The organism is Anaerotruncus sp. (genome assembly GCF_057433415.1).
The window spans coordinates 1-22,577 of sequence record NZ_DBMDHH010000012.1; the positions used below are offsets into that span (position 1 = coordinate 1).

The following is a 22,577-nucleotide window of genomic DNA, read 5'->3' on the forward strand; positions in this document are numbered from 1 at the left end:
TGGTGATGATCGTCACATCCCGGCCTGCGCCCGTCAGCGCGTCCGCCAGCAGCGCGCAGCAGCTTCCGCTCTCGATCATGACCGTCTCGCCGTCCCGCACCAGCTCCGCCGCGCGCGCCGCGATGCGGCGTTTCGCCTCATAGTGGTAGGCGATGCGCCCGTTGAGGTCGTCCGGACTGCAAAGCACGGCCCAGCCGTGCTCCCGGTGGATGACCCCCTTCTCCTCCAGCGCGTCGAGGTCCTTGCGGACCGTCACCTGCGAAACGCCGATCTCCCGCGCCAGCGCGGCCACTTCGATCCGCTTGCGCTCGGTCAAAAGCTCCAAAATCCGGTATTCCCGCTGTTTCACTGCCGTCACCTCATTTGTTGTTCCATCTTAGCACAACGCGATAACGAAATCAACCCGTTTTTCTTTCAAATGAAGCGGAAAGGGGCGGGCAGCCCTTGGCTGCCCGCCCCTTTTGTCCTGGATTACCGGTTGGTCACGGCGACCTGGAGGCCCTCCATCACGTCGAGCGCCTTTTCGTTCATCGCCGGGTCGGCGCAGGCGGTGCACCGCGCGTCGACCGACACCCGCGCCTCGGGCAGCGCGGCCTTGACGAGCACCGCGTTGGAGATCACGCAGATGTTGGAAACCAGCCCACACAGCTCGACCTCCTCATAGCCCTGCGTCTTGGCGTAGTAGGCCAGCGCCATCGATCCGAAGGCGGGCTTGTGGAAGCAGGGGGTCAGCGCGTCGCAGTAATCGGCCACCCTCCCGTAGAGCTCCCAGCCCGGCATCCCCCGCACACAGTGGGTGACGGGCAGGTTTTTGCCCTCCTGCGTCTCCAGGTAGTCCTCCCCGTGGGTGTCGAAGGTGAACGCCACGTCGTCCCCGCGGGCCTTGTACTCCTCGATCTTGCGGCAGATCGGCTCCTCGAGCGCCTCCGCGCCCGGGAACCCGAGGCTCCCGTTTACAAAATCGTTCTGGTAGTCCACCACAACCAACAGCTTGCTCACTTGCTTGTCCTCCCCTTTGAAAAGGGCCGGATTCCTCCGGCCCTCTTTTTCAGATTTCGTATACGGATACCTGGTTATTGACCATCGCGACCGAGATGCGCCGGGGCGGGTTCGTGCCCTCCACGAGGCAGGAGGCCGTCCCGAAGGCCGCCGCGAACTGCAGCGAGCGCTTGGGGTCGTACTTGTAATCGTGCGCGATGATGAAGCCCGCAAGGGCCGCGTCGCCCGCGCCGATGGTGGATTTGATCTCCGAAAGCTCGGGGACGTCGGCCTTGTATGTAACCTTGCCGTCCCCGTAGACCATCCCCTCCGCGCCCATGCTCGCGAGCACGTGGCGCACGCCGAGATCGGCAAGCTGCTTGACGGCGGCCTTGATCTGCTCGAGCGATTCGAGCGGGCGGCCGACGAGCATGCACAGCTCCTCGAAGTTGGGCTTGATCACCCACGGCTGGATCTTGGCGATATTTTCCAACGTGGCGGAGCGGGTGTCCAGCGCGACCGTGCCGCCGCACTCCTTGATGAACATGCAGATTTCGCAGAAGATGTCGTCGGTGACCCCTTCGGGCATCGCGCCCGCCACCACGACCAGCGTCGCCGGGCGGATCTCCTCCGACAGCGCCGTCTCCAGCTCGTCGATCGTGCGCTGGCGGATCTTGGGGCTCTTGCGGATCAGCCGGGTGAAGGTGCCGTCCGGGGTGACGATGCTGATGTTCTCGCGCATCCGACCGGGCGCGAGGATGACCCGCGTCCGGACATGCTCGTCGTTGAGGCGCTCGAAATAGCGCTTGCTGTTCTCCTGTCCGGCCACGATGAGCGCGGTGTTCGCGAGCTCATAGCTTTGCAGCACGCGCGAAACGTCGACCGCCTTGCCCGCCGAATCGTACAGTTCGCTGGTGACGTTGTTCTCGCTGCCCATGATGAACCCGTCCACATAGAGGGTGATGTCCGCCACGGGGTTGAGCGACAGCGTGATGATCTTGTCGAAGAGCATCTTCCTTACCTCCCGCTAAAAGTGATTCCATTCCTCCCCGAACGGCGAATGGTCCGGGTGCTCCGCGGGGGGAGCCTGCCCTCCCGGGGCGGGTTCCTCTTTGGGGGCGGTGTCCTTGGGCGGCTCAGGCTGCCGGCCGGGCGCGGCGCGGTAGAAGGAGGAGCCGGAGGTCTCCGGGACCGGCCTGCCCTCCATCATCGCGGCGAACTGGTCCTCCTCCATCTTCTCGTGCTCGAAGAGGTACTGCGCCACCTGGTGCAGCTGATCCATGTGCTCGGTGAGGATTTCGACCGCGCGCTCGAAGGCGGTGTCGATGATCTCGCGGATCTCCGCGTCGATCTCGGCGGCGACGTTTTCCGAGTAGCTCGGAGTGCTCGAGAAGTCGCGGCCGAGGAAGATCTCGTTTTCGTCGTGCCCGTAGACGATGGGCCCCAGCTTCTCCGAGAAGCCGTAGCGCATGATCATGTTGCGCGCGACCTTGGTGGCGCGCTCGATGTCGTTGGAGGCGCCGGTCGAGATGTCCTCGAGCACGAGCTTCTCCGCCACGCGCCCGCCGAGCAGGGTGACGATCTCCTCGTTCATCTCCCGCTTGGTCATGTAGGATTTGTCCTCGCCCGGCAGCGAAAGGGTGTAGCCGCCCGCCATGCCGCGCGGGATGATCGATATCTGGTGCACCGGGTCCTGCGTGGGCAGATAGTAGGTGCAGACCGCGTGCCCCGCCTCGTGGTAGGCGGTGAGCTTTTTGTCCTTCTCGGTGACCACCCGGCTCTTCTTCTCGGGGCCGGCGATCACCTTGATGGTCGCCTCCTCGATCTCGGTCATCGTGATCGCCCGGAGGTTCTTTTTGGCGGCGAGCAGCGCCGCCTCGTTCGCGAGGTTTTCGAGGTCCGCGCCGGTGAAGCCGACGGTCGACGCGGCGATCGTATGCAGGTTCACGTCGGGCGCGATCGGTTTATTCTTGGTGTGGACGCGCAAGATCGCCTCGCGCCCCTTGATGTCGGGATAGCCGACCGCGATCTGGCGGTCGAAGCGGCCGGGGCGCAGCAGCGCCGGGTCGAGGATGTCGCGGCGGTTGGTCGCCGCGATGATGATGACGCCCGTGTTGGTGCCGAAGCCGTCCATCTCGACGAGCAGCTGGTTGAGGGTCTGCTCGCGCTCGTCGTGCCCGCCGCCGAGTCCCGCGCCGCGGTGGCGGCCGACCGCGTCGATCTCGTCGATGAAGACGATGGACGGGGCGTTCTTTTTGGCCTGCTCAAAGAGGTCGCGCACACGCGACGCGCCGACGCCGACGAACATCTCGACGAAGTCGGAGCCGGAGATCGAGAAGAAGGGCACGCCCGCCTCGCCGGCGACCGCCTTGGCAAGCAGCGTCTTACCGGTTCCGGGAGGGCCCATAAGCAACACGCCCTTGGGGATGCGCGCGCCGAGAGAGTTGAATTTGGAGGGGTTCTTGAGGAACTCGACGATCTCGACGAGCTCCTCCTTCTCCTCGTCCGCGCCCGCGACGTCCTGGAAGGTCACCTTCGGGCCCTCCTCGGGGGCGCGGGGCTTCGCCTTGCCGAAGCTCATCACGCCGCCCGTGCCGCCGCCGCGCGCCTGCTTCATCATCATGTAGTAGAAGAAGACGAGCAGGCCCACGAGCACGAGGGTCGGCAGCAGGCTCACCCACCAGGGGGTCTGCTTGATCGGGAAGTGGTCGTAGACCATCGGGGCGTCGGGGTGCGCCTCGTTGTACTGCCGGACGAAGCTCTTGGTGCCGTCCGGCTTGTCGGAACTGATATCGTCGAGGAAGAGCACGACGTTGGGGACCTTGTAGTCCTTGGTCGTGTCGTCCTGGAAGGTCATCTTCAGTTCGCCGGTGCCCAGGTCGAGGGTGTATTCCTTGACCTCCTGCCGCTGGAAATACCCGAGCACGTCGGAATACTTCTCGGTGACGGGGGTCTGCCGCATCGACGAGAACATCAGCACGGCCATGAGCATCAGCAGCAGAAAGGTCGAAAGCCAGATGCCGATGCCTCTTGACTTTTTGTTCAAATCAGATTCACTCCTGTCAAATCATTGCGCGCCCAAAGCACGCCGCACGGCGGCGCGGGACTACTTTTCGTAGACCTCCGGCTTGAGCACGCCCACATAGGGGAGGTTGCGGTATTTCTCCGCGAAGTCGAGCCCGTAGCCGACCACGAACTCGTCGGGCACCTCGAAGCAGGTGTAGTCCGCCTGGATGTCCGCGGCGCGGCGGGCGGGCTTATCCAGCAGCGTCGCGATGCGGATGTCCGACGCGTGCCGCTGCATGAGCAGCTCCTTGAGGTATTTGAGGGTCAGGCCGCTGTCGAGGATGTCCTCGACGATGAGGATGTTGTAGTCCTGGGGGTTGATGTCGATATCCTTGATTATCTTAACCACTCCCGAGGATTTTACGCCGGAGCGGTAGCTCGAAACAGCCATGAATTCGATCTCGCAGGGGACGGTGATCGCGCGGATGAGATCGGCCATAAAGACGAACGATCCCTTGAGCACGCCGAGCACCAGCAGCTTTTTGCCCGCGTAATCCGCGGAGATTTTCGCGCCGAGTTCCTTTACCTTTTCCGCGATCGCATCTTCCTCGATCAGTACCTTCAGGATGTCGTCCGTCATATTCCCTTTCGCCATGCCTATTCATCCTCCGCTCGTTTGTCCCCCGCCCCGGGCTCCGGCGCGAGGGTGATCATCATGATGTTTTTCGTCCCGCGGCCGACCCGCACCCGCTCGTCCACGCCGGCGCCCTCCGCAAAGAAGACCCCTTCGCTGTCGGCCAGCACGCACAGCCGCTCGCGTCCGTCGAGCCCAAGCTCGGAAAAGAGCTTTTTGAGCGTTTTCGTACATCCGCGCCCGGCGGGCTTCATCCGGTCGCCCGCCTGCCGTGAACGTAAAAAAATATCAACATTTATTTTATCATAGTCGGCCGCGTTTTTTAATCCCTTATCCGGAATGTTCTCAAAAATTTCATAATCTGCACAGTTTATAACCGAAAATTCTATTGCTTTTCCACCGTCCAGCGGAATCCGCGCGCCGTCAAGCCGCGCCTTCTCGAGCTGCCGCGGCGCGATCGGCGCGAGGCGCTCCCCGCGCCGTTCCAGCCGCAGCACCCCTTCCCGCACGGTGACGTAGAGCCGCGGCCCGACCTGCATCGTGTGCCTGCGGCTGTTCACCAGCATGCCGGCGACCGCGCCGATCCGCTCGGCCGAGCGTTCGACGCCGCCCTCCTCGAGCAGCGAGGCGATGATGCGGGAGCGGAGCGCCGGGTGCAGCGCCGCGAGCCCCGCCGCGTCGCAGCCGCCCTCCCGGCGGAGCTTCTCCCCCGCCTCCCCCGCGAGCCGCGCGAGGCAGTCGGCGTCCCGCCGCAGAGAGTCGGTCATCCGCCCGACGGCCGCGAGCGCCTCGGGATTCACCCGGAAAAGCTGCGGCAGGACGTTGTGGCGGATGTGGTTGCGGGTGTAGCGGTCGGTCAGGTTGGTGCTGTCGGTGACGTAGCAGAGGCCGTGGGCCGCGCAGTAGTCCTCCGTCTCCCGCCTGGTGCAGCCGATGAGCGGCCGCACGACCGCCCCGCGCACCGGCGGGATGCCGCACAGCCCGGCGATGCCGGTGCCGCGCGCGAGATTCAAAAGCACCGTCTCGGCGGCGTCCGAGAGGGTGTGCGCCGTCGCGATCCTGCAACGGTATTTTTCCGCGAGCTCGTCGAAGAAGGCATAGCGCGCCTCCCTCGCCGCGACCTCGATCGACACGCCCCGCTCCCGCGCGAGCGCCTTGACCTCGACCCGGCGCAGGTCGAGCGGGATTCCATACTGTTCGCACATTGTGCGCACGAGCTGTTCGTCCCGGTCGCTCTCCTCCCCGCGCAGGCAGTGGTTGAGGTGGCAGGCGCGCACCGTCAGGCGAAGGTCGGTGAGCGAGCACAAAAAATCAAGCAGGGCGACCGAGTCGGCGCCGCCCGAAACCGCCGCCGTGACCGTGTCACCCTGCCGGAGCATGGAAAACTCTTCAATTGTCGCCCTCGCCTTACGGTTCATCGCGCCCCAGCTCCAAATTCGTAAATCTCGTGTAACGGTTGTCCCAGCCGAGCTTGACGACCCCCACCTCGCCGTGGCGGTTCTTGGCCACGTCGCACTCGGCGATGTTGCGCTCCTCCGCCTCCTCGCGCGCGTAGTAGTCCTCGCGGTAGAGCAGCAGGACGATGTCGGCGTCCTGCTCGATCGAGCCCGATTCGCGCAGGTCGGAGAGCATCGGCTTGTGGGTGGTGCGGCTCTCCGGTCCGCGGGAGAGCTGGGAAAGGGTAATGACCGGGACGTTGAGCTCCTTGGCCATAATCTTGAGGTTTCGGGTGATCTCCGAGACCTCCTGCACGCGGTTTTCGCTGCGCCGCCCGGTGGACATCAGCTGGAGGTAGTCGATGATGACGAGGTCGACCTTTTTGAGCCGGCGCAGCTTCGCCTTCATCTCCCCCACCGTGATGCCCGGCGTGTCGTCGAGGTAGACGTCCGCCTTGGAGAGCACCTGCGACGCCATCGCGATGCGCACCCAGTCGTCCCCCGTGAGCTCGCCCGTGCGCAGCAGCTGCCCCTCGACCGACGCCTGCGACGAAAGCAGGCGCTGCGCGAGCTGCTCGCTGCTCATCTCAAGGGAGAAAACGGCGACCGTGCGCCCCCCCTTGGTGGCGACGTTCTCCGCGATGTTGAGCGCGAGGGAGGTCTTGCCCATGCCGGGGCGGGCCGCGATAAGGATGAGGTCGGTCTTGTTGAGCCCGGTGATCACCCGGTCGAGCGCCGGGTAGCCGGTCGAGATGCCCTTATACTTGTCCCGGTCCTCGCCCGAGAGGTGCTGGAGCAGCTCGTAGGTCTCGGTGATCGCCGTGCGGATATGCTTGAAGGAGCTCGTGTTGCGCCCCTGGCGGATGTCGAAGATGCTCTGCTCGGCCGAGTCGAGCAGCACGTCGGACTCCGCCTGGGACTCCTGCGCCATGTCGATGATCTCCCGCGAGGCGGTGATCAGCCGGCGCACGTAATATTTTTCGCGCACGATCCTGCAATACGCCTCGACGTTCGCCGACGAGGGCACCACCTGCGCGAGATTGGTCAGGTAGATTTTGGCGTCCTCGTCGGTCTCGAAGATCTGCTCCCCCTTGACCGCGTCGAGGATCGTGATGAAGTCCATCGTCCGGTTCATATTGAACATGTTGGTCATCACGTCGAAGATCTGCTGGTGCTGGGGGCGGTAGAACGCCGCCGACCGCAGGTTCTCCATCACCAGCGCGAAGCAGGAGGGATCGATCAGCACCGCGCCGAGCACGCTCTGCTCCGCCTCGAGGCTGTAGGGCATCTGCCGGCCGTATTCCCCCGTGTCCAGATTAAATTCCGCCAACGCAGCCCCTCCTTCCCTCACAGCATCCGGTTATTCCGCTTCGCCGACGACCACGTAGACGTCCGCCGCGATGCCCGGGTGCAGCTTTACCTGCACGGTGTAGCTGCCGAACGCCTTGATGTCGGAATCCATGACGATCTTGCGCTTGTCGATCTGCGCGCCGAACTGGCGGGAGAGCTCCTCGGAGATCTCCTTGCTCGTGACCGAGCCGAACAGCTTGCCGTTCGCGCCCGCCTTGGCCGCGATCTTTACCGTCTTGCCGCCGATCTTCCCGGCCATCTCCTGGGCCGCCTGCTTTTCCACCGCGGCCTTGTGCTCGACCGACGCCTGCCGCGCCTTCATCTCGCCGAGCGCCTGGGCGCTCGCCTCGATCGCCAGCCCCTTGGGCAGCAGGAAATTGCGGGCGTACCCGTCGGAAACCTTGACGAGCTCCCCCTTCTTGCCGCTTCCCTTGACGTCCTGTGTCAGAATCACTTTCATTGTTCCGTCTCCCTTCCGGCCCCCTTCCGGGGGCCTGCCAAATGCGATCTCCGTCGGGCGCGGGCGCCTTCCGGGACTAATTTCTGCTGTTTTCCTCGAAGTATTGGTCGATCGCCGCGACCAGCCTGCGGTACGCCTCGTCGAGCGGCATGCCGGAAAGCTGCGCCCCCGCCATCGTGAGGTGCCCGCCGCCGCCCAGCTTTTCCATGATGATCTGGACGTTGAGCTGCCCCATGCTGCGCGCCGAGATCGACACGCCGCCGTTCATCTCAAAGACGAGGAAGGACGCCTGCACGCCGATGATGCCGAGCAGTTCGTCCGCGGCCTGCGCCGCCGTCACCTGGATGTCGGGCGCGTCGCGGTCGGGCGACACGGCGATCGCGCAGCCGCGGTAGACCTCCGCGTTGGCGACCAGCTTGGCGCGGCGCTGGTAGCTCTCCATCGACAGGGCGAACATCCGCCGCACCTCCACCGTATCCGCGCCGATCTTGCGCAGGTAGGCCGCGGCCTCGAAGGTGCGCACCCCCGTCTTGATGATGAAGTTCTTGGTGTCGAGCATAATGCCCGCCAGCAGCGCCTCGGCCTCGGGGCGGCCGAGCCGCAGCTTGTCGCCGAAATACTGCACCAGCTCGGTGACCATCTCCGACGCGCTCGACGCGTAGGGCTCGTGGTAGAAGATGACGGCGTTGTCGATGTGGCCGACCATCTTGCGGTGGTGGTCGACGACGACGACGTTCTTGCAGGCGTCGAAGACCGCCTCCGACTCGAGGATGTGCTTGACGTGGGTGTCGCAGATGACGAGCAGCGTCTTGCGGGTGATTCTGGGCAGCGCGTCCTCCGGCTCGAGGAACATCCCCTCGAATCCGTTCTGGAGCAGCCGCTCATATTCGAGCGTCACGAGGTTGGTGCTCCTGCGGATGACGACGTAGGCGTCCTTGCCCATGAGGCGGGCGGCTTTCATGATGCCCACCGACGCGCCGAAGCAGTCGAGGTCGGCGGCGCGGTGGCCCATGACGAGCACGTTGTCGCTGCCGGAGATCAGCTCGGCGAGCGCGGTCGCGACGATGCGCGTCTTGACCTTGGTGCGCTTCTCCATGCCGCTCGAGACGCCGCCGAAGAACTCGTAGCCCGACGCACCCCGCACCGCGGCCTGGTCGCCGCCGCGCCCGAGCGCCATATCGAGCGCCTGGCGCGCGAACCGCTCGCTCTCCTCCAGGGTGGCCGCGTCGCGGCCGACGCCGACCGACAGGGTCGGGACCATCTTGGTCTCCGTCTCGATCGCGCGCACCTGCTCGAGCAGGGTGAACCGCGCCGAAATGACGCCGCGCAGGCTTCGCTCCTCCATCACCGCGGTGAACCGGTCGCGCTCGGTCTTGAGCAGCAGCCCGCCGCTGTCGGTGACGAACTTGCTCACCGCGTATTCGATCTGGCCCATCACCCGCGCGCGCTCGTTGTCCTTCATGTTCTGCTGGAGCTCCTCGTAGTTGTCCACCAGGATCAGCATGACCGACGGGCGGGTCTCAAAGTATTCGCGCGCGTAGCGCTTGAGCTCGGTGTTCTCGAAGAAGTACACCATGTAGAGCTCTTCCTCTTCGCTGACCGCGCGCGCCACGTAGGCGGCGTAAAACCGCCCCTTGTATTCGGTGTCGTAGCCGCCCTCGGGACAGGTCCGGGTGATGTCCACGCCGGTCAGGATGGTGTAGATGCTCTTGCCGTAGCAGTTCTCCTCCCCGAGGATCTCCTTCTGCCCGAGGCGGTTGCACCAGACGATCTCCCCCTCCCCGCTGCACACGAACACCGGGATGGGGAACCCCGTCAGCGCGTCCTGCTGCACGGTGGTCAGCGTCTGCCCCATCGTGACCAGGAAGCGGCTGATCTGCCGCTTGGCAAGCTGGACCTGCCACACGAGCAGCACCGCGCACGCCACCGTGACGAACGCGCAGATATAGAACAGCCGGATATTGAAGAACAGCGTGGCCACCGTGACGGCCGCGCAGCACCCGATTGCGATCAGCAAAAAGGATTGGAACGGATGATTACTTTTCTTCACTTCAAAACCTCGTTTGTAACGATGTTGTCGGTTTCCCAAGCGGGGCCGGCCCACTCATACATAGACTATTATATCACGTCCGCCCGTCTGTTGCAATCCACAACCTGCCGCTTGACAGGCGAGGGCGCCTCTGCTATAATTCAAATTAGTAAATGACTAATTTAGTAAATGGAGGATTCCCCATGAACATCCCGACAACGTTAAAACATAAACCCGTCATCGCGGTCGAGGACTACGAGGCGATCGATGAGCACCGCTTCCCCGGAACCGACGCCAAGGGCCTCTCCCTCGGGCTTGCCCAGTGGAACGACCGCGGGAAGCTCGACATCTCCGCCAAGGTGTGGCGCCACACGGGCGGCAAATGGTCCCGCCAGTCGGAGGAGCTGCCCCTGCACCGGGTGCTCGACCTGGCCATCCTCACCGCCCGCGCCTGCCAGTTCTTCCGCGAGGAGAGCTACCGCCACCCGGAATTCTACGACCCGGAGCACCCGGTCATCGACCGGGTGGGGCTCGAGGGGGACGCGATGACCGTCTCGGTCTGCACCGAAAACCCGATGATCGGGGAGGACATCAAGCTCTTCAGCCAGGCCCTCTCCGACGAGGGGGAACGCCTCGGCGAGCGGTTTTCCGTCCTCGCGCGGCTCTTAAAGGAGATGGGATACTGATGGACGCGCATAAAAAGGAGCTGCTGAACGCCTACAAGAGCCGTCCCCTTTCGGGCGGCGTCTACATCATCCGCAACACCCGGAACGGCCGCTACCTGCTGGCCGCCGAAACGAACCTCTCCGGCTCGAAGGGCAAGTTCGAGTTTTCCCAAATGACCGACTGCTGCAACTGGCACAAGCTCTCCGCCGACTGGAAGGCGTGCGGCAAGGACGCCTTCGTCTTCGAGGTGCTCGACGAGCTCACCCAGAAGGAGACCCAGACGCCCGAGGAGTTCTGCGCCGACCTCGCCGCGCTCGGCGAGCTGTGGGCGGAAAAGCTCGACCCCTCCCTCGCCTATTAGCCTCCCCACCCATTCGTTCCCCGCCTATTTCAATGTTCCAACCACGCAACAAAGCGGCCGCCCAATCGGGCGGCCGCTTCTGTATGCAGTTCATCAGGGTGTGGTCCATGGAGGGGGACGACCCGGCCCCCTCCATGAGGCGCGCCGGGCGGGCGTCGGCGCAAAGCGCCGCCCCGGCCCATCGGGCCGGGCAGTCCCGCCCCTCCTTAACGTGCTTTTGGGCGGGAGCCAAAAGCACGCGCGCCCTAGACCTCCTGGATGACCGGCAGGATCATCGGGCTGCGCTTGGTGCGGCTGTAGAAATAGGAGGAAAGGGAATCGCGCACCTGCGTTTTGAGGTTGCCCCAGTCGCTGACATGCTTTTTGGTGCAGCCTTCAATCGTCTGCTTGGCGACGGTACGCGCCTCGGCGAGCATATCCTCCGCCTCGCGCACGTAGACGAAGCCGCGCGAGATGATGTCCGGGCCCGCGACGATCTGGCCGTTGGTCCCGTCGATGGTGGTGACTACCACGATGAGGCCGTCCTCGCCCAAATGCTTGCGGTCGCGCAGCACAATGCTGCCGACGTCGCCGACGCCGAGGCCGTCGACGAGAATGCGCCCGGACGGGACGATCTCTCCCGTCTTGACCGACACGCCGTCGAGCTCGAAGACGTGGCCGTTCTCGCCGATAAAGATGTTTTCGGGCGGGATGCCCATCGCCAGCGCGAGGCCGGCGTGGCGCTTGAGCTGCTTATACTCGCCGTGCACCGGGAAGAAGAACTTCGGCTTGGTGAGCGCGAGCATGATCTTCAGCTCCTCCTGGCAGGCGTGGCCCGAGACGTGCACCTCGTACATCCGCTCGTAGATCACGTCGGCGCCCAGCCGCATCAGGTCGTTGACGACGCGGCCGACCGTCTTTTCGTTGCCGGGAATGGGGTTGGCGCTGATGATGATGAAGTCGTTTGCGGTGACCGACACCTTGCGGTGGTCGCCCGACGCCATGCGCGAAAGCGCGCTCATCGGCTCGCCCTGGCTGCCCGTCGTGATGAGGACGACGTCCTCGGGGCGGTAGCGGTTGATGTCGTCGATGTCGATCATGACGCCCTCGGGGGGCTTGAGGTAGCCGAGCTCGGTCGAGACGAGCACGGTGTTGACCATGCTGCGGCCGGAGACGGCGACCTTGCGGCCGTATTTCGCGGCCGCCTCGCAGACGAGCTGCATGCGGTGGATGTTGGACGAGAAGGTCGCAACGATGATCCGCTTATGCTCCGCCTGCTTGAAGAGCTTGTCGAAGCTCTCGGCGACCGTCACCTCGGTGGGGGTGAAGCCGGGGCGCTCGGCGTTGGTCGAATCGGACAGCAGCGCGAGCACGCCCTTGCCGCCCAGCTCGCCGAACCGCGCGAGGTCGATGATGTCGCCGATGATCGGCGTATAGTCGATTTTGAAGTCGCCCGTCTGGATGATGACGCCCGCCGGGGTGTGGATGGCCAGCGCGACCGCGTCGGGGATCGAGTGGTTGACGCGGATGAACTCGACCTCGAAGCAGCCGAGCTTGATCGTCTCCTGCGGAGCGATCTGCACGAGCTTGACCTTGCCGTAGAGTCCGTGCTCGCGCAGCTTGTTCTCAATGAGCCCGAGGGTCAGCCGGGTGGCGTAGACGGGGACGTTGAGTTGCTTGAGGAAGTAGGCCAGCGCGCCGATGTGGTCCTCGTGGCCGTGGGTGATGACGATGCCGCGCACCTTGTCGCGGTTTTTCATCACATAAGTGAAGTCGGGCAGCACGAGGTCGACGCCCAGCATGTTTTCATCCGGGAAGGTCATGCCGCAGTCGACGAGGAACATGTCGTCCATGCACTCGTAGACCGTCACGTTCTTGCCGACCTCCAGAAGGCCGCCCAGAGGGATGACGCGCACCGGGGTCTTGCGCTGTTCCTTCTGGCCCTTGCGCCTGCGGCCCTGCTGTTTGGCCGCGTCCTGGCGCGCCTCGGCCGCCTGGCGGGCCTTGCCCGGCTCGGAAAGCTCGATCGTCGCGCCGACGACCACCGGGGCCTTTTTGCCGCCCCTGGAAGACTTTTTCGGCGCCTTCGGCGCCTGCTTGGCAGCCGCGGACTTCGGGGCCGCGGGCTGTTTCGCGGCCTGCTTGGGCGCCTGCTGCTTCGGGGCCTGCTGTTTGCCCGCCTGCTGCTTGGCGCCCTGCTTGGGCTGCTTCTGCTGTTTCTGGAGCGCGTCCTGTTTTTCATTCTGCGCCCTGGCGGCGCCGTTCCCCTGCTTCTCAGAGGTTTTGGGCGCGGCTTTTTTCGGCGTCTCCGCTTTGGGGAGCGCCTTCTGGATCAGCTTGGCCGCGGCCTCTTTCACCGGCTGCCGGGGCTTTTTCTTCTGCGCGCCGCGTTCGACGACCGAACGCTTTTCGAGCGCGTCAAGCCCCATGCCGAGCTGTTCGTCGGTCAATTTTCCACCGACTTTTTTTTCATCTGTCACAAATGTACCTCCATGTTTTATGCAATTAGCAACTGCTCTTATCAAAATCCGGCAGAAAAGATCACAAAATCAGAACCCATCCTCCAACTGCTTACCCGGTCATGCCCAATCCACGAAACGGGTCAGCATCCCCGCCGGAAAGGACATCAATCGCAGTGAGAGAATAGGCGATGAAATTCCGTCAGCCGAATTCTTCTACCATCAAACGCATTGTGAAAATGCGTAAACCGAACACATGATTATTATACATTTTACCCGATTTCCCCCTCTTTGTCAAGCAAGCTCTCCAGCCGCCTGGTAAAATCTGTACAAAGCTCCTCCGCGATCTCCCAGCTCGCGGCCTCCGCGAAGACGCGGATGGCGCCGCCGTTTTTGCGCGGGCGCAGCAGCACGACGCCGCGGTCGCCCCGCACGACGACCCCCTCCCCCGCGCGCTCCCCGGCAAACTGCCCGAGCGCGCGCGCGGGCGGCGTCCGGATGGGCACCATCCGTTCCGCCTCGGCAAAGGGCGGGAGCTGCCGGTCGAGCTCGCGCAGCGAAAGCCCCCCGCGCTTCATGAGCGCGAGCAGCTGCACGGCGAGCATCAGCCCGTCGCGCGCGCACTGCTGGCGCGCCGCGAGCTTCCTGCCCTGCGCGTCCGAGCCGTCCGCCGGACAGAGCAGGTAGCGGTAGACCCGCCGTCCCCGCTCGCCGGCCAGCGTGTCGAGCGCCCGCGGAAAGTCGTTTTCCACCGCGACGTCCTCCTGCTGCTCGAACTGCGCGAGGCACCACGCCGCCACCGCCCGGTGGCACCCGAGCTTCGTCTCCCCCTCCGAGAGCTCCAGCCGCCGCCCGTCCTCCGAGAGGGTGAGCTGCAGCGCCGCCTCCTCCGCGATCTCGCAGCCGAGCTTCGTCAGCACGTCGGAGAGCAGCCGCCCCGCGGCGGCGTTGCCGCAGGCGACCCGCGCGCGCATCCCGTCGAGCCCGTCGGGGGCCTGCCGCAGCAGCTCGGTCAGGTACATGACCCCGATGCCGCTCATGTCCACGCAGTCGCCGAACCCGTCCGCCCCCGCGCGGGCGAACTCCCCGCGCGAAAGCGCCAGCTCGATCTCCCGCTCGACCCGGCGGGTGGCGGGCAGCCCCGCCTCGCAGAGCACCTTGATCGCGTTCTGCTCCCCGGCGCAGAGGTAGACCCCCAGCGTCAGGGCATTGTAGCCCATCGCGAAGCCGAAGAGCGCCTCGAAGACGCTCCCGAAGTCGAGCACCGGCGCGCCGGTCGAGCGCACCCCCGCGATGAGCGCCGCGCCGAGCACCTTGGCGCACCGCGCGTCCCCCGTCGCCACGCCGACCGGGCGGCCCTTGGCGAGGGTGCCGACCGCGCAGCCGATCCGCACGGCAAGCTCGGGGGTCAGCTCCACGCCGACCTCGCCGCACATCCCCTCGTCGTCGAAGGCGCAGGCCGCGCCCCCCTTTGCCGAGAGATGGTCGGAGACGGCCGCGCCGTCCGGGACCTTCACGCCGCCCGCGACCCGGATGCCCGCGCGGATCTCCGCGCCCGCGCCGACGGCGGCGCCTTCGCCGACCGCCGCGCCCTCCCCGAGCCGGGCGCGCGACTTGACCGCCGCGCCGGGGCAGAGGACCGCGCCTTCGGCGGCGGCGTGCTCGCCGAGCACGCTGCGGGGCAGCAGCACGCTCCCCCGCACCTGCGCGCCCGCGCCGACGGTGCAGCCGTCGTCGAGCACGCTGCCCTCCCCGACCTGCGCGTTGCCGCCGATCCGCACCCCTTCGCCGACCCACACGGGCGGCGTCAGCTCGTAGCGGCCGGCGGGCCGCCTGCCCGCGAAGTAGTTGCCGGCGGCGTCCCGCTCCCCGCGCAGGCGGCAGCGCACCCGCCCCGCGAGCAGGTCCGCCTGCGCGCGCCGGTAGGCCCCGAGATCTCCGATGTCGCACCAGTAGCCCGACAGGGTGCAGTTTTTGAGGAGCATCCCCCGCTCGAGCATCGCGGGGAAGAGATCGGATGCAAAGTCGAATTTCCGGCCCTCGGGAATCATATTGACCGCCTCGGGGGACAGGATATAGATGCCGGTGTTGGCAAGCTCGCTCGTCGCCTGCGCGTAGGAGGGCTTTTCCACGAAGCCGGTGATCCGGTCGGTTTCGTCCGCCACGACCAGCCCGTATTCACGCGGGTCGTCCACCTTCGCGGTCACGATGGTGACCGCCGCGCCGCTCTCCCGGTGCGCCTCCGCCGCCTGACGCAGCGGGAAGTCGCAGAGCGCGTCGCCGCTGATGACGAGCGCGGGGCCGTCGGGCGCGCCGAGCGCGTTTTTGACGCTGCCCGCCGTGCCGAGCGGCGCCTCCTCCTCGCAGAAGGAGAGCTTCACCCCCGCGAACTCCGCGCCCTCAAAATGGCCGGTGAGCCGCTCGGGCAGGTACTGCAGGGTGAGCACGCTCTCAAAGATCCCGTTTTCCGCGAGCAGCTCGAGGATGTATTCCACGACGGGGCGGCCGCACAGCCGCGCCATCGGTTTGGGGACGTTTTCCGTGAGCGGGCGCAGGCGCGAGCCCTGTCCGCCCGCCATAATGACCGCTTTCATCAGATGGGGAACCCTCCGTACAAACAGATTTACCGCTAGTATGGACGAAATCCCCCATCTTTACACTTTCCCGGCCGTCTGGGCGCAAAAAAACGGCCGCGCCCCTTGTAAAAAAGAGCAAAATCGTCTACAATATTTTCCGGTGTCTATCGCCGGGAAACCGGCAGTTTCACGGCACGGAGGAACGGATGCGTAAACAGGTCGAAATCTTTACCGACGGCGCCTGCTCGGGCAACCCCGGCGCGGGCGGCTGGGGGGCGGTCCTGCGGTTCGGGCGGCACGAGAAGGAGCTCTCGGGCGGCGAAATGCAGACCACCAACAACCGCATGGAGCTCACGGCGGTGATCATGGCGCTATCGGCGCTCAAGGAGCCCTGCACTGTCACGATCACCACCGATTCCAAATACGTCGCGGACGCGGTCTCCAAGGGCTGGGTCTACGGCTGGCAGAAGAAAAACTGGATGCGCGCCCCCGGCGAGCCGGTCAAGAACCCCGACCTGTGGAAGCGGCTGCTCGCGCTCCTCGCGGAGCACGACGTGACCTTCCGCTGGGTGCGCGGGCACAACGGGCATCCCGAAAACGAGCGGTGCGACGCGCTCGCGGTCGCCGCGATCGAAAAGGTGCGGGAAAATCCGTGATTTTTCGCGGAACCCCTTGCAAAATATACTTTATCGGTATACAATAGAGGCGTAATCAAAAACAACCCTCACATTTCCGGATAGAATGGTGGTAAGCGAATGAAACGGTTTGTATACGCGGACAACGCCGCGACAACACAGATTTCCCCCGAGGTGCTCGAGGCGATGATGCCCTGGCTCACCGAGGGCTACGGCAACCCGTCGAGCATCTACGAGCTCGGGCGCAGCGCGGGCTTCGCCATCGAGGATGCGCGCAAAAAGGCCGCCGCCGCGCTCGGCGCCCAGCCGAACGAGATCTACTTCACCGGCTGCGGCTCGGAGAGCGACAACTGGGCGATCAAGGGTGCGGCGCACAAGCTCGCCGCCAAGGGCAAAAAACACATCGTCACGACGGTGTTCGAGCACCATGCGGTGCTGCACACCTGCGCGGCACTCGAAAAGGAGGGCTTCGAGGTCACCTACCTGCCGGTGGACGAGCGGGGCCTCGTCACGGCGAAGCAGGTCGCGGACGCCATCCGCCCCGACACGGCGCTCGTGACGATCATGTACGCGAATAACGAGATCGGCACCATCCAGCCGATCCCCGAGATCGGCGAGCTCTGCCGCGAACGGGGCGTCTGGTTCCACACCGACGCGGTGCAGGCGGTCGGCAACGTTCCGATCGACGTGCAGGCCCAGAAGATCGACATGCTCTCCCTCTCCGGCCACAAGATCCACGCCCCCAAGGGGATCGGCGCCCTCTACATCAGGAAGGGCATCCTGCTGCCCAACCTCATCGACGGCGGCGAGCAGGAGCGCGGACGCCGCGCCGGCACCGAAAACGTCGCGTCGATCATCGGACTCGGCCGCGCGATGGAAATCGCCTGCGCCGACATCCCCGCCAAGATCGCTAAGGTCACCCCGCTGCGCAACCGCATCATCGACGAGCTGCTCACCCTTCCCCTCTCCCGCCTCAACGGCGACCGGGAACGGCGGCTCGCGGGCAACGCGAACCTCTCCTTTATCGGCGCGGAGGGCGAGGCGCTCCTGCTGGGACTCGACATGCAGGGGGTGTGCGCCTCCTCCGGCTCCGCCTGTACGACCGGCTCCCTCGACCCGAGCCACGTGCTCCTCTCGCTGGGGCTCTGCCACGAGGTCGCGCACGGCTCGCTGCGCCTCACGATCACCGACTGGACCACCCCCGACGACGTCGAGCAGATCATCGCGGCGGTCAAATCGGTCGTGGAACGCACCCGCGCGATGTCCCCGCTGTGGGAGGATATCCAAACCGGTAAAAAAGCCTTTAGGGTCTAAGCATAGAAAGGACTGGATGCAGAATGTTATATTCGGATAAGGTGCTCGAGCATTTCGCCAACCCCCACAACGTCGGAGAAATCCCCGACGCGGACGGCGTGGGCGAGGTCGGCAACGCCAAATGCGGCGACATCATGAAGATGTACCTCAAAATCAAGGACGGCGTCATCGAGGACGCGAAGTTCAAGACCTTCGGCTGCGGCGCGGCGATCGCGACCAGCTCGATGGCCACCGACATGATCAAGGGCTCGACCATCGAAGACGCTCTGAAGCTCTCCAATCAGGCGGTGGTCGAGGCGCTCGACGGCCTGCCCGCGAGCAAAATCCACTGCTCGGTGCTGGCCGAGCAGGCGGTCAAGGCGGCGCTCGCCGACTACTACCGCAAAAACGGCGTCGACCCCGACCCCATCGTCGGGACGATCACCGAGTGCGAGGCCTGCCACGGGCTGTAAACGAGAATTGAAAGAGCCGCCCATCTGGGCGGCTCTTTTTCTGCCTTGCGGCGGACGTTCAGTGGAACATATCCTTCTTGACGAGGATGAAGGTGCCGATGCCGGCAATGATCAGCGAGATGACGATCGGCACCCACCAGACGGGGAACGGCAGCCCCGAAACGTTCATGCCGTAGAAGCTGAACACCATATTGGGGATGGCCATGACGATCGTGATGGCGGTGAGCACCTTCATGACGATGTTGAGGTTGTTGGAGATGACCGACGCGAAGGCGTCCATCATGCCCGAGAGGATGCCCGAATAGATATTGCACATCTCGATGGCCTGCTTGACCTCGATCAGCACGTCCTCGAGCAGGTCCTCGTCCTCCTCGTAGAGCTTGATGATGCGGCCGCGCAGGATTTTTTCGAGCGTGACCTCGTCCGATTTGAGGGAGGTGGAGAAATAGACGAGCGACTTTTCCAGCCCGAGCAGCTGGATGAGCTCCTTGTTGCGCATCGACTGGTGCAGGCGGCTCTCGGTGGTGGAGGAGAGCTTGTCGATCTGCTTGAGGTAGATGAGGAAGCGCGCGGCGATGCGCAGCAGCGTCAGCAGCAGAAAGCGGGTCTTGAGGGAGGTCTGCAGCCCCTTGACGCGGCCCTCCGCCATGTCCATGATCGTGAGGTTGTCGTTGAGGCAGACGGTGATGACATAGTCCCGCGTGATGATGATGCCCATCGGCAGGGTGGTGTAGAGCAGCGTCTTGTTCTCGTCGGTCTGCTCCTCGGCGGAGGGATAGTCGACGATGACGAGGGTCTGGTCCTCCTCGCTCTCGATGCGCGAGCTCTCCTCCTCGTCGAGCGCGGCCCGGACGAAATCGGGCTCCACGCCGAGGTCGCCGGTCAGGTAGGCGACCTCCGCCTCGGTGGGGCTGACGACCGAAATCCAGCAGCCCGGCTCGGGCGCGTCGATCTTGAGGATGCGGTTGTCCACCGTCTTATAGAAATTCAGCATAGAATGGCCCCTTTCTCAGGGGCTTCTAAGCACGGTGGGATGCGCCCCTGACGATATTGTGTTTTTTGACACAGAGCTTCCACCAGCGGGTACTTCCCGGGTCAGGGTTCACATCGGCACCTCCAAACTGTTTGATCGGTTCAAATTCCATATCCGGCGCCCGTTTGACGCCTTTCCCATTATAGCACATGATTCCCCGATTGCAAGCGCAAATTCCCGCAATCCGGACCCTCTTCCGCCTAGCCGCGCAAAAACCGTCCAAATCGGCCTGATTTCCGAAAATCCGGGTCAATACCGTCAAAATTGCGTAAAACTGGACCGCGAGAAAGCCCCCGCGGGAACGGTACGTTCCCGCGGGGGCGTCCGGCAGTCAGAACTGCGCTTCAAAGGTCTTTTCCACGGAGGAGGTGTCGTCCGCCATGACGAGCAGGACATAATTCCCGTGGGTCAGCACGAGCGCGCCGCCAATCTTGGTCATCTCCTCGGGCTTGTAGTCCTCGTAGGAGAACTTCTGGTCCTCGATGCGCACATCGATCGCGTCCTTGATATGCTGCACGTCCGCCGCGTCCTTCGCCTTGATGACGGTGACCTCCTCGGCGGTCGAGCGGGTGCCGCTCATGTACATCGACGCGTCCGCGACCTTCTCCTTGTCAAGCGAACTGTAAAGGCTGTAGAAGACCGTCTCGTCCGCCGTGACCATCTGGTCCTTGAGGTCGAGGCCGCCGGCCACCGCCGCGACAACGTCCGCCGCCGCGGGCTGCTTTCCGGAATCCGCCTGCTTGCCGCACGCCGCCAGCGAGAGGACCGCCAGCGATGCGAGCAGGACTGCTAAAATACGTTTCATGATGACAGCTCCTTATTTATGATACGGTGTGGGTTTTGAGGTATTCAAACCACTTGGTGTAATATTCCGGCCCAAAGTGCATCCCGTCGGTCGGGGAGGCCTCCTCGGGCAGTTCACCCCTGTCGTTCTTGAGCGCCTCGGCCACGTTGACGAAGTAGACGCCCTTCTCCTTGCTGAGCTCGAGCAGCGCCGCGTTGAAGGCGTCGATGTGGCTGTTGTCCAGGTTGTAGATGTTGTCCGGCGTCACCGGAAGGATCGACTGGACGTAGATCAGCGCGTTCGGCTGGAGCGCCTTGATGTCGTCGAGCAGCTTGCCGTAACGGGCGATGAAGGTCGCGGTGTCCTCCCGGGCCTCGTTCCCGCCCAGCATGATGTAGAGTTTGGCATAGGGCTTCTGCCCGAGCGCGTCCATGATCGTGATGCGCCCCTCCTCCGTCTTGACGACCTCGCGCGTGTAGACGGTGTCAAGGTTGACGCTGGTGCCCGCGAGCACCGTGGTGTTGGACATGAGCCCGTAGAGGCCGATCCCCTCGGTGATCGAATCCCCGACGAACGCCGCGTCGTCAAAGTAGGTGCCCATCACCCGCTCCGATTCGGGGACCGCCCCATCGGGCAGCGCGGGCTTCTCCGGCGCCTCCGGTTCGCTGCTCTCCTCCGGCTCGGAGGAGGACGCCTCCGGCTCGCTCGATTCCGGCGCGGCGCTTTCCGCCACGGAGGGCGCGCTCTCCTCCGGTTCGGCGGCCACCTTCTGCCAAATCCCGGCCACGGCCAGCGAAAAAACCAGCGCGAACGCCAGCAGGCCGAGCACCGGCCAGAGCATATTCCGATTGTGCCCGCGGATCACCTTGGGCGGTTTCTTTTCAAACATCCCTTTACTCCTAACGGCGGGAGCCGCCCCCCGCGTATTCCGTCCGTCCCCCCGCCGCCCCTCCGGCCGCGGTAACGTGCTTATTATACAACATCGGCATTTGCCTTGTAAAGCCAGAAAATGGATGCCCGCAGCGCCCAAAAGGTTGCAAAACCGGCGAAAGCAGAGGCGTTCCGCCCCATTTCTGTGACTGTGGCAAACGGTTCACAGAATATACACAAAGTTATAAACACTTTCCACCGAGTTTTCCACAGGACCGTTTCCCCGTAATCAGCGAGACGGCCCCCTTCTCCCCCGTCGTTTCAACAGCTTATCCACTGTATATTCGTCCGGGGCGCGGAAAATATACATGCATTTGTCCGCCAATGAAGGGCGGCGCCTGTCCGGAAGAAGGATTATACTTGAAGTCATACACCCCTTACGTGTCAAAATCTAACCGGATTCCTGCACACCGCGCCCGCTTTTTTCCATCGCGGTGCCTCCGGTGCGGGAAGGCAAAAAAATCCGGACGCTTTGCGTCCGGATTTTCGGCATGTCCGGAAGAGCGCCGCTATTCGGCGGCCTCCGTCTTTTCCCGCGCGCGTCGGGGTAGGATCGGCGGGAACAGCCCCATTTTCACGCCGATGCGGTGGAAGAGCAGCGCGAACCCGACCAGCAGGACGAGCTGCATTGGGACGACGATGTATCCGTTGAGGGTGTCGTAGCCGTAAACGGCGTGCCCGCCCTCCATGTCCACCATCAGGTCGGTGCGGGTGAGCCCGCCGTAGGGGGCGAATCCCTCGACAAGCTCCGCCGGCAGCTCCCCATGGACGATCGTCCCCACCGGCAGGAGGATGTCGTGGCTGTAGAGGCCTGGTTCCCCGTCGTCCCGGATCGCGTCATGGTTGATACTCGCCGCGATCCGGCTGCCGTCCTCCAGTTCGAGCGCCTCCCACCGCCGGCTTTTGTAGAAGGGGCCGCCGTTGTTGAGGACGGCGTACAGGTCGCCGCCGAAGGTGAACGTCCCGTGCTCCAGCATCTCGTCCAGTGTGCGCGCCCGGAAGGTGTCCCCGGCGGCGGGCGCGCCCACCGTCCCCGCCTCACCCGCGTTGGAAGCGGCGTAGGACTCGTAGAGCGCGGGGAAAACGGCGTGGTTGAAGAGCCAGACGATCCCCAGCATGATCGGCAGAGCCAGCAGCAAGGAAAGCCAAATGTCAAAACGCAGTCTCCGTCTCAAGGAAAAGCCTCCTCTATTCGACGCCCGGCGCGCCGGACAAAAATAAAAACACCAGCCGCCGCAGCGACTGGTGTCTTTTTTGGTGCGGTGGATGGGACTTGAACCCACACGCTCGCGCACACGCCCCTCAAACGTGCCTGTCTGCCGATTCCAGCACCACCGCATGTCCATCAGGACCGAGGGCAAATCAAAAGCCGAGCTTCACTCGACGAATTATACCTTACCATATTGATGCGGGAATGTCAAGGTGAAAAAGAGAATTTGTTGGAAAAATTGCCTTTACAACGGACAGCTTTTTGATCACGCCGCGCAGCCGCGGC

At 64.2% G+C, this 22,577-nt stretch carries 20 protein-coding genes and 1 tRNA gene; 5 read left to right on the top strand and 16 right to left on the bottom strand.

Annotated elements, in window-relative coordinates:
* From ACZO3G_RS05155 to ACZO3G_RS05195, 9 genes are all read right to left on the bottom strand, one after another.
* Window positions 1-349 (bottom strand): DeoR family transcriptional regulator (locus ACZO3G_RS05155; RefSeq protein ID WP_486846885.1); only part of this gene is annotated, 349 nt, incomplete at its 3' end.
* A 122-nt stretch (window positions 350-471) separates the two neighbouring features.
* A complete protein-coding gene (locus tag ACZO3G_RS05160; RefSeq protein ID WP_101550237.1) occupies window positions 472-999 on the bottom strand; it encodes a cysteine hydrolase family protein in 528 nt (175 codons plus the stop codon).
* A 49-nt stretch (window positions 1,000-1,048) separates the two neighbouring features.
* The gene (locus tag ACZO3G_RS05165) at window positions 1,049-1,990 is read right to left on the bottom strand and encodes a 1-phosphofructokinase family hexose kinase (RefSeq protein ID WP_276872034.1); all 942 of its coding nucleotides are present in this window, start codon (window positions 1,988-1,990) and stop codon (window positions 1,049-1,051) included.
* Between the two features lie 15 nt (window positions 1,991-2,005).
* Window positions 2,006-3,970 (bottom strand): ATP-dependent zinc metalloprotease FtsH, encoded by a 1,965-nt coding sequence (gene ftsH / locus ACZO3G_RS05170; protein WP_277138569.1) that lies wholly within the window; start codon window positions 3,968-3,970, stop codon window positions 2,006-2,008.
* A gap of 114 nt (window positions 3,971-4,084) precedes the next feature.
* Window positions 4,085-4,639 carry a hypoxanthine phosphoribosyltransferase gene (gene hpt / locus ACZO3G_RS05175; protein WP_242970823.1) on the bottom strand — a complete coding sequence of 185 codons (555 nt, stop codon included), beginning with the start codon at window positions 4,637-4,639 and terminating at the stop codon, window positions 4,085-4,087.
* 2 nt (window positions 4,640-4,641) lie between these two features.
* A complete protein-coding gene (gene tilS / locus ACZO3G_RS05180; protein ID WP_276873285.1) occupies window positions 4,642-6,036 on the bottom strand; it encodes a tRNA lysidine(34) synthetase TilS in 1,395 nt (464 codons plus the stop codon).
* A complete protein-coding gene (dnaB, locus tag ACZO3G_RS05185) occupies window positions 6,026-7,342 on the bottom strand; it encodes a replicative DNA helicase (RefSeq protein ID WP_101553199.1) in 1,317 nt (438 codons plus the stop codon). The genes tilS and dnaB overlap by 11 nt, the downstream gene beginning before the upstream one ends.
* A gap of 72 nt (window positions 7,343-7,414) precedes the next feature.
* Complete coding sequence (gene rplI / locus ACZO3G_RS05190) at window positions 7,415-7,864, bottom strand: 50S ribosomal protein L9 (protein ID WP_101550231.1); 450 nt, start codon at window positions 7,862-7,864, stop codon at window positions 7,415-7,417.
* A gap of 76 nt (window positions 7,865-7,940) precedes the next feature.
* Window positions 7,941-9,914, bottom strand: a complete 1,974-nt coding sequence (locus ACZO3G_RS05195) for a DHH family phosphoesterase (protein WP_276873283.1) — start codon at window positions 9,912-9,914, stop codon at window positions 7,941-7,943.
* 182 nt (window positions 9,915-10,096) lie between these two features.
* Between ACZO3G_RS05195 and ACZO3G_RS05200 the strand changes: the two genes are divergently transcribed.
* Window positions 10,097-10,579 (top strand): DUF6530 family protein, encoded by a 483-nt coding sequence (locus tag ACZO3G_RS05200; RefSeq protein WP_101550226.1) that lies wholly within the window; start codon window positions 10,097-10,099, stop codon window positions 10,577-10,579.
* A complete protein-coding gene (locus ACZO3G_RS05205) occupies window positions 10,579-10,920 on the top strand; it encodes a GIY-YIG nuclease family protein (RefSeq protein ID WP_276873280.1) in 342 nt (113 codons plus the stop codon). The genes ACZO3G_RS05200 and ACZO3G_RS05205 overlap by 1 nt, the downstream gene beginning before the upstream one ends.
* Before the next feature lie 245 nt (window positions 10,921-11,165).
* On the opposite strand, the gene ACZO3G_RS05210 is transcribed toward ACZO3G_RS05205, so the two are convergent.
* On the bottom strand, window positions 11,166-13,379 hold the full coding sequence (locus ACZO3G_RS05210) for a ribonuclease J (RefSeq protein ID WP_276873278.1): 2,214 nt from the start codon (window positions 13,377-13,379) through the stop codon (window positions 11,166-11,168).
* A 251-nt stretch (window positions 13,380-13,630) separates the two neighbouring features.
* Entirely contained in the window at window positions 13,631-15,952 is a 2,322-nt protein-coding gene (locus ACZO3G_RS05215; protein WP_302549972.1) for a sugar phosphate nucleotidyltransferase, read from the bottom strand.
* A 188-nt stretch (window positions 15,953-16,140) separates the two neighbouring features.
* Between ACZO3G_RS05215 and rnhA the strand changes: the two genes are divergently transcribed.
* The 3 genes from rnhA (at window position 16,141) to nifU (ending at window position 18,335) form a co-directional block, all read left to right on the top strand.
* A complete protein-coding gene (gene rnhA / locus ACZO3G_RS05220; protein WP_101550221.1) occupies window positions 16,141-16,590 on the top strand; it encodes a ribonuclease HI in 450 nt (149 codons plus the stop codon).
* A 99-nt stretch (window positions 16,591-16,689) separates the two neighbouring features.
* Entirely contained in the window at window positions 16,690-17,883 is a 1,194-nt protein-coding gene (gene nifS, locus ACZO3G_RS05225; RefSeq protein ID WP_276873937.1) for a cysteine desulfurase NifS, read from the top strand.
* 23 nt (window positions 17,884-17,906) lie between these two features.
* Window positions 17,907-18,335 carry a Fe-S cluster assembly scaffold protein NifU gene (gene nifU / locus ACZO3G_RS05230; RefSeq protein ID WP_101550217.1) on the top strand — a complete coding sequence of 143 codons (429 nt, stop codon included), beginning with the start codon at window positions 17,907-17,909 and terminating at the stop codon, window positions 18,333-18,335.
* Between the two features lie 58 nt (window positions 18,336-18,393).
* On the opposite strand, the gene ACZO3G_RS05235 is transcribed toward nifU, so the two are convergent.
* From ACZO3G_RS05235 to ACZO3G_RS05255, 5 genes are all read right to left on the bottom strand, one after another.
* Window positions 18,394-19,329 (bottom strand): magnesium transporter CorA family protein, encoded by a 936-nt coding sequence (locus ACZO3G_RS05235; protein WP_101550215.1) that lies wholly within the window; start codon window positions 19,327-19,329, stop codon window positions 18,394-18,396.
* A 370-nt stretch (window positions 19,330-19,699) separates the two neighbouring features.
* On the bottom strand, window positions 19,700-20,173 hold the full coding sequence (locus ACZO3G_RS05240) for a DUF4358 domain-containing protein (RefSeq protein ID WP_101550213.1): 474 nt from the start codon (window positions 20,171-20,173) through the stop codon (window positions 19,700-19,702).
* A gap of 16 nt (window positions 20,174-20,189) precedes the next feature.
* Complete coding sequence (locus ACZO3G_RS05245) at window positions 20,190-21,041, bottom strand: GDSL-type esterase/lipase family protein (protein WP_101550211.1); 852 nt, start codon at window positions 21,039-21,041, stop codon at window positions 20,190-20,192.
* Window positions 21,042-21,591: 550 nt separating this feature from the next.
* Window positions 21,592-22,257, bottom strand: coding sequence for a hypothetical protein (locus tag ACZO3G_RS05250; RefSeq protein ID WP_276873931.1), 666 nt, complete (start codon window positions 22,255-22,257; stop codon window positions 21,592-21,594).
* An 80-nt stretch (window positions 22,258-22,337) separates the two neighbouring features.
* Window positions 22,338-22,420 (bottom strand) — tRNA-Leu (locus tag ACZO3G_RS05255).
* Between the last annotated feature and the right edge of the window lie 157 nt (window positions 22,421-22,577).

Coding starts and splice junctions, on each gene's coding strand:
- ACZO3G_RS05200 (WP_101550226.1), top strand. CDS start 10,097: ATGAACATCCCGACAACGTTAAAACATAAACCCGTCATCGCGGTCGAG.
- ACZO3G_RS05245 (WP_101550211.1), bottom strand. CDS start 21,041: ATGTTTGAAAAGAAACCGCCCAAGGTGATCCGCGGGCACAATCGGAAT.
- ACZO3G_RS05235 (WP_101550215.1), bottom strand. CDS start 19,329: ATGCTGAATTTCTATAAGACGGTGGACAACCGCATCCTCAAGATCGAC.
- nifS (WP_276873937.1), top strand. CDS start 16,690: ATGAAACGGTTTGTATACGCGGACAACGCCGCGACAACACAGATTTCC.
- hpt (WP_242970823.1), bottom strand. CDS start 4,639: ATGGCGAAAGGGAATATGACGGACGACATCCTGAAGGTACTGATCGAG.
- ACZO3G_RS05165 (WP_276872034.1), bottom strand. CDS start 1,990: ATGCTCTTCGACAAGATCATCACGCTGTCGCTCAACCCCGTGGCGGAC.
- ACZO3G_RS05240 (WP_101550213.1), bottom strand. CDS start 20,173: ATGAAACGTATTTTAGCAGTCCTGCTCGCATCGCTGGCGGTCCTCTCG.
- tilS (WP_276873285.1), bottom strand. CDS start 6,036: ATGAACCGTAAGGCGAGGGCGACAATTGAAGAGTTTTCCATGCTCCGG.
- dnaB (WP_101553199.1), bottom strand. CDS start 7,342: ATGCCCTACAGCCTCGAGGCGGAGCAGAGCGTGCTCGGCGCGGTGCTG.
- rplI (WP_101550231.1), bottom strand. CDS start 7,864: ATGAAAGTGATTCTGACACAGGACGTCAAGGGAAGCGGCAAGAAGGGG.
- ACZO3G_RS05215 (WP_302549972.1), bottom strand. CDS start 15,952: ATGAAAGCGGTCATTATGGCGGGCGGACAGGGCTCGCGCCTGCGCCCG.
- rnhA (WP_101550221.1), top strand. CDS start 16,141: ATGCGTAAACAGGTCGAAATCTTTACCGACGGCGCCTGCTCGGGCAAC.
- ftsH (WP_277138569.1), bottom strand. CDS start 3,970: ATGCTCATGGCCGTGCTGATGTTCTCGTCGATGCGGCAGACCCCCGTC.
- ACZO3G_RS05205 (WP_276873280.1), top strand. CDS start 10,579: ATGGACGCGCATAAAAAGGAGCTGCTGAACGCCTACAAGAGCCGTCCC.
- nifU (WP_101550217.1), top strand. CDS start 17,907: ATGTTATATTCGGATAAGGTGCTCGAGCATTTCGCCAACCCCCACAAC.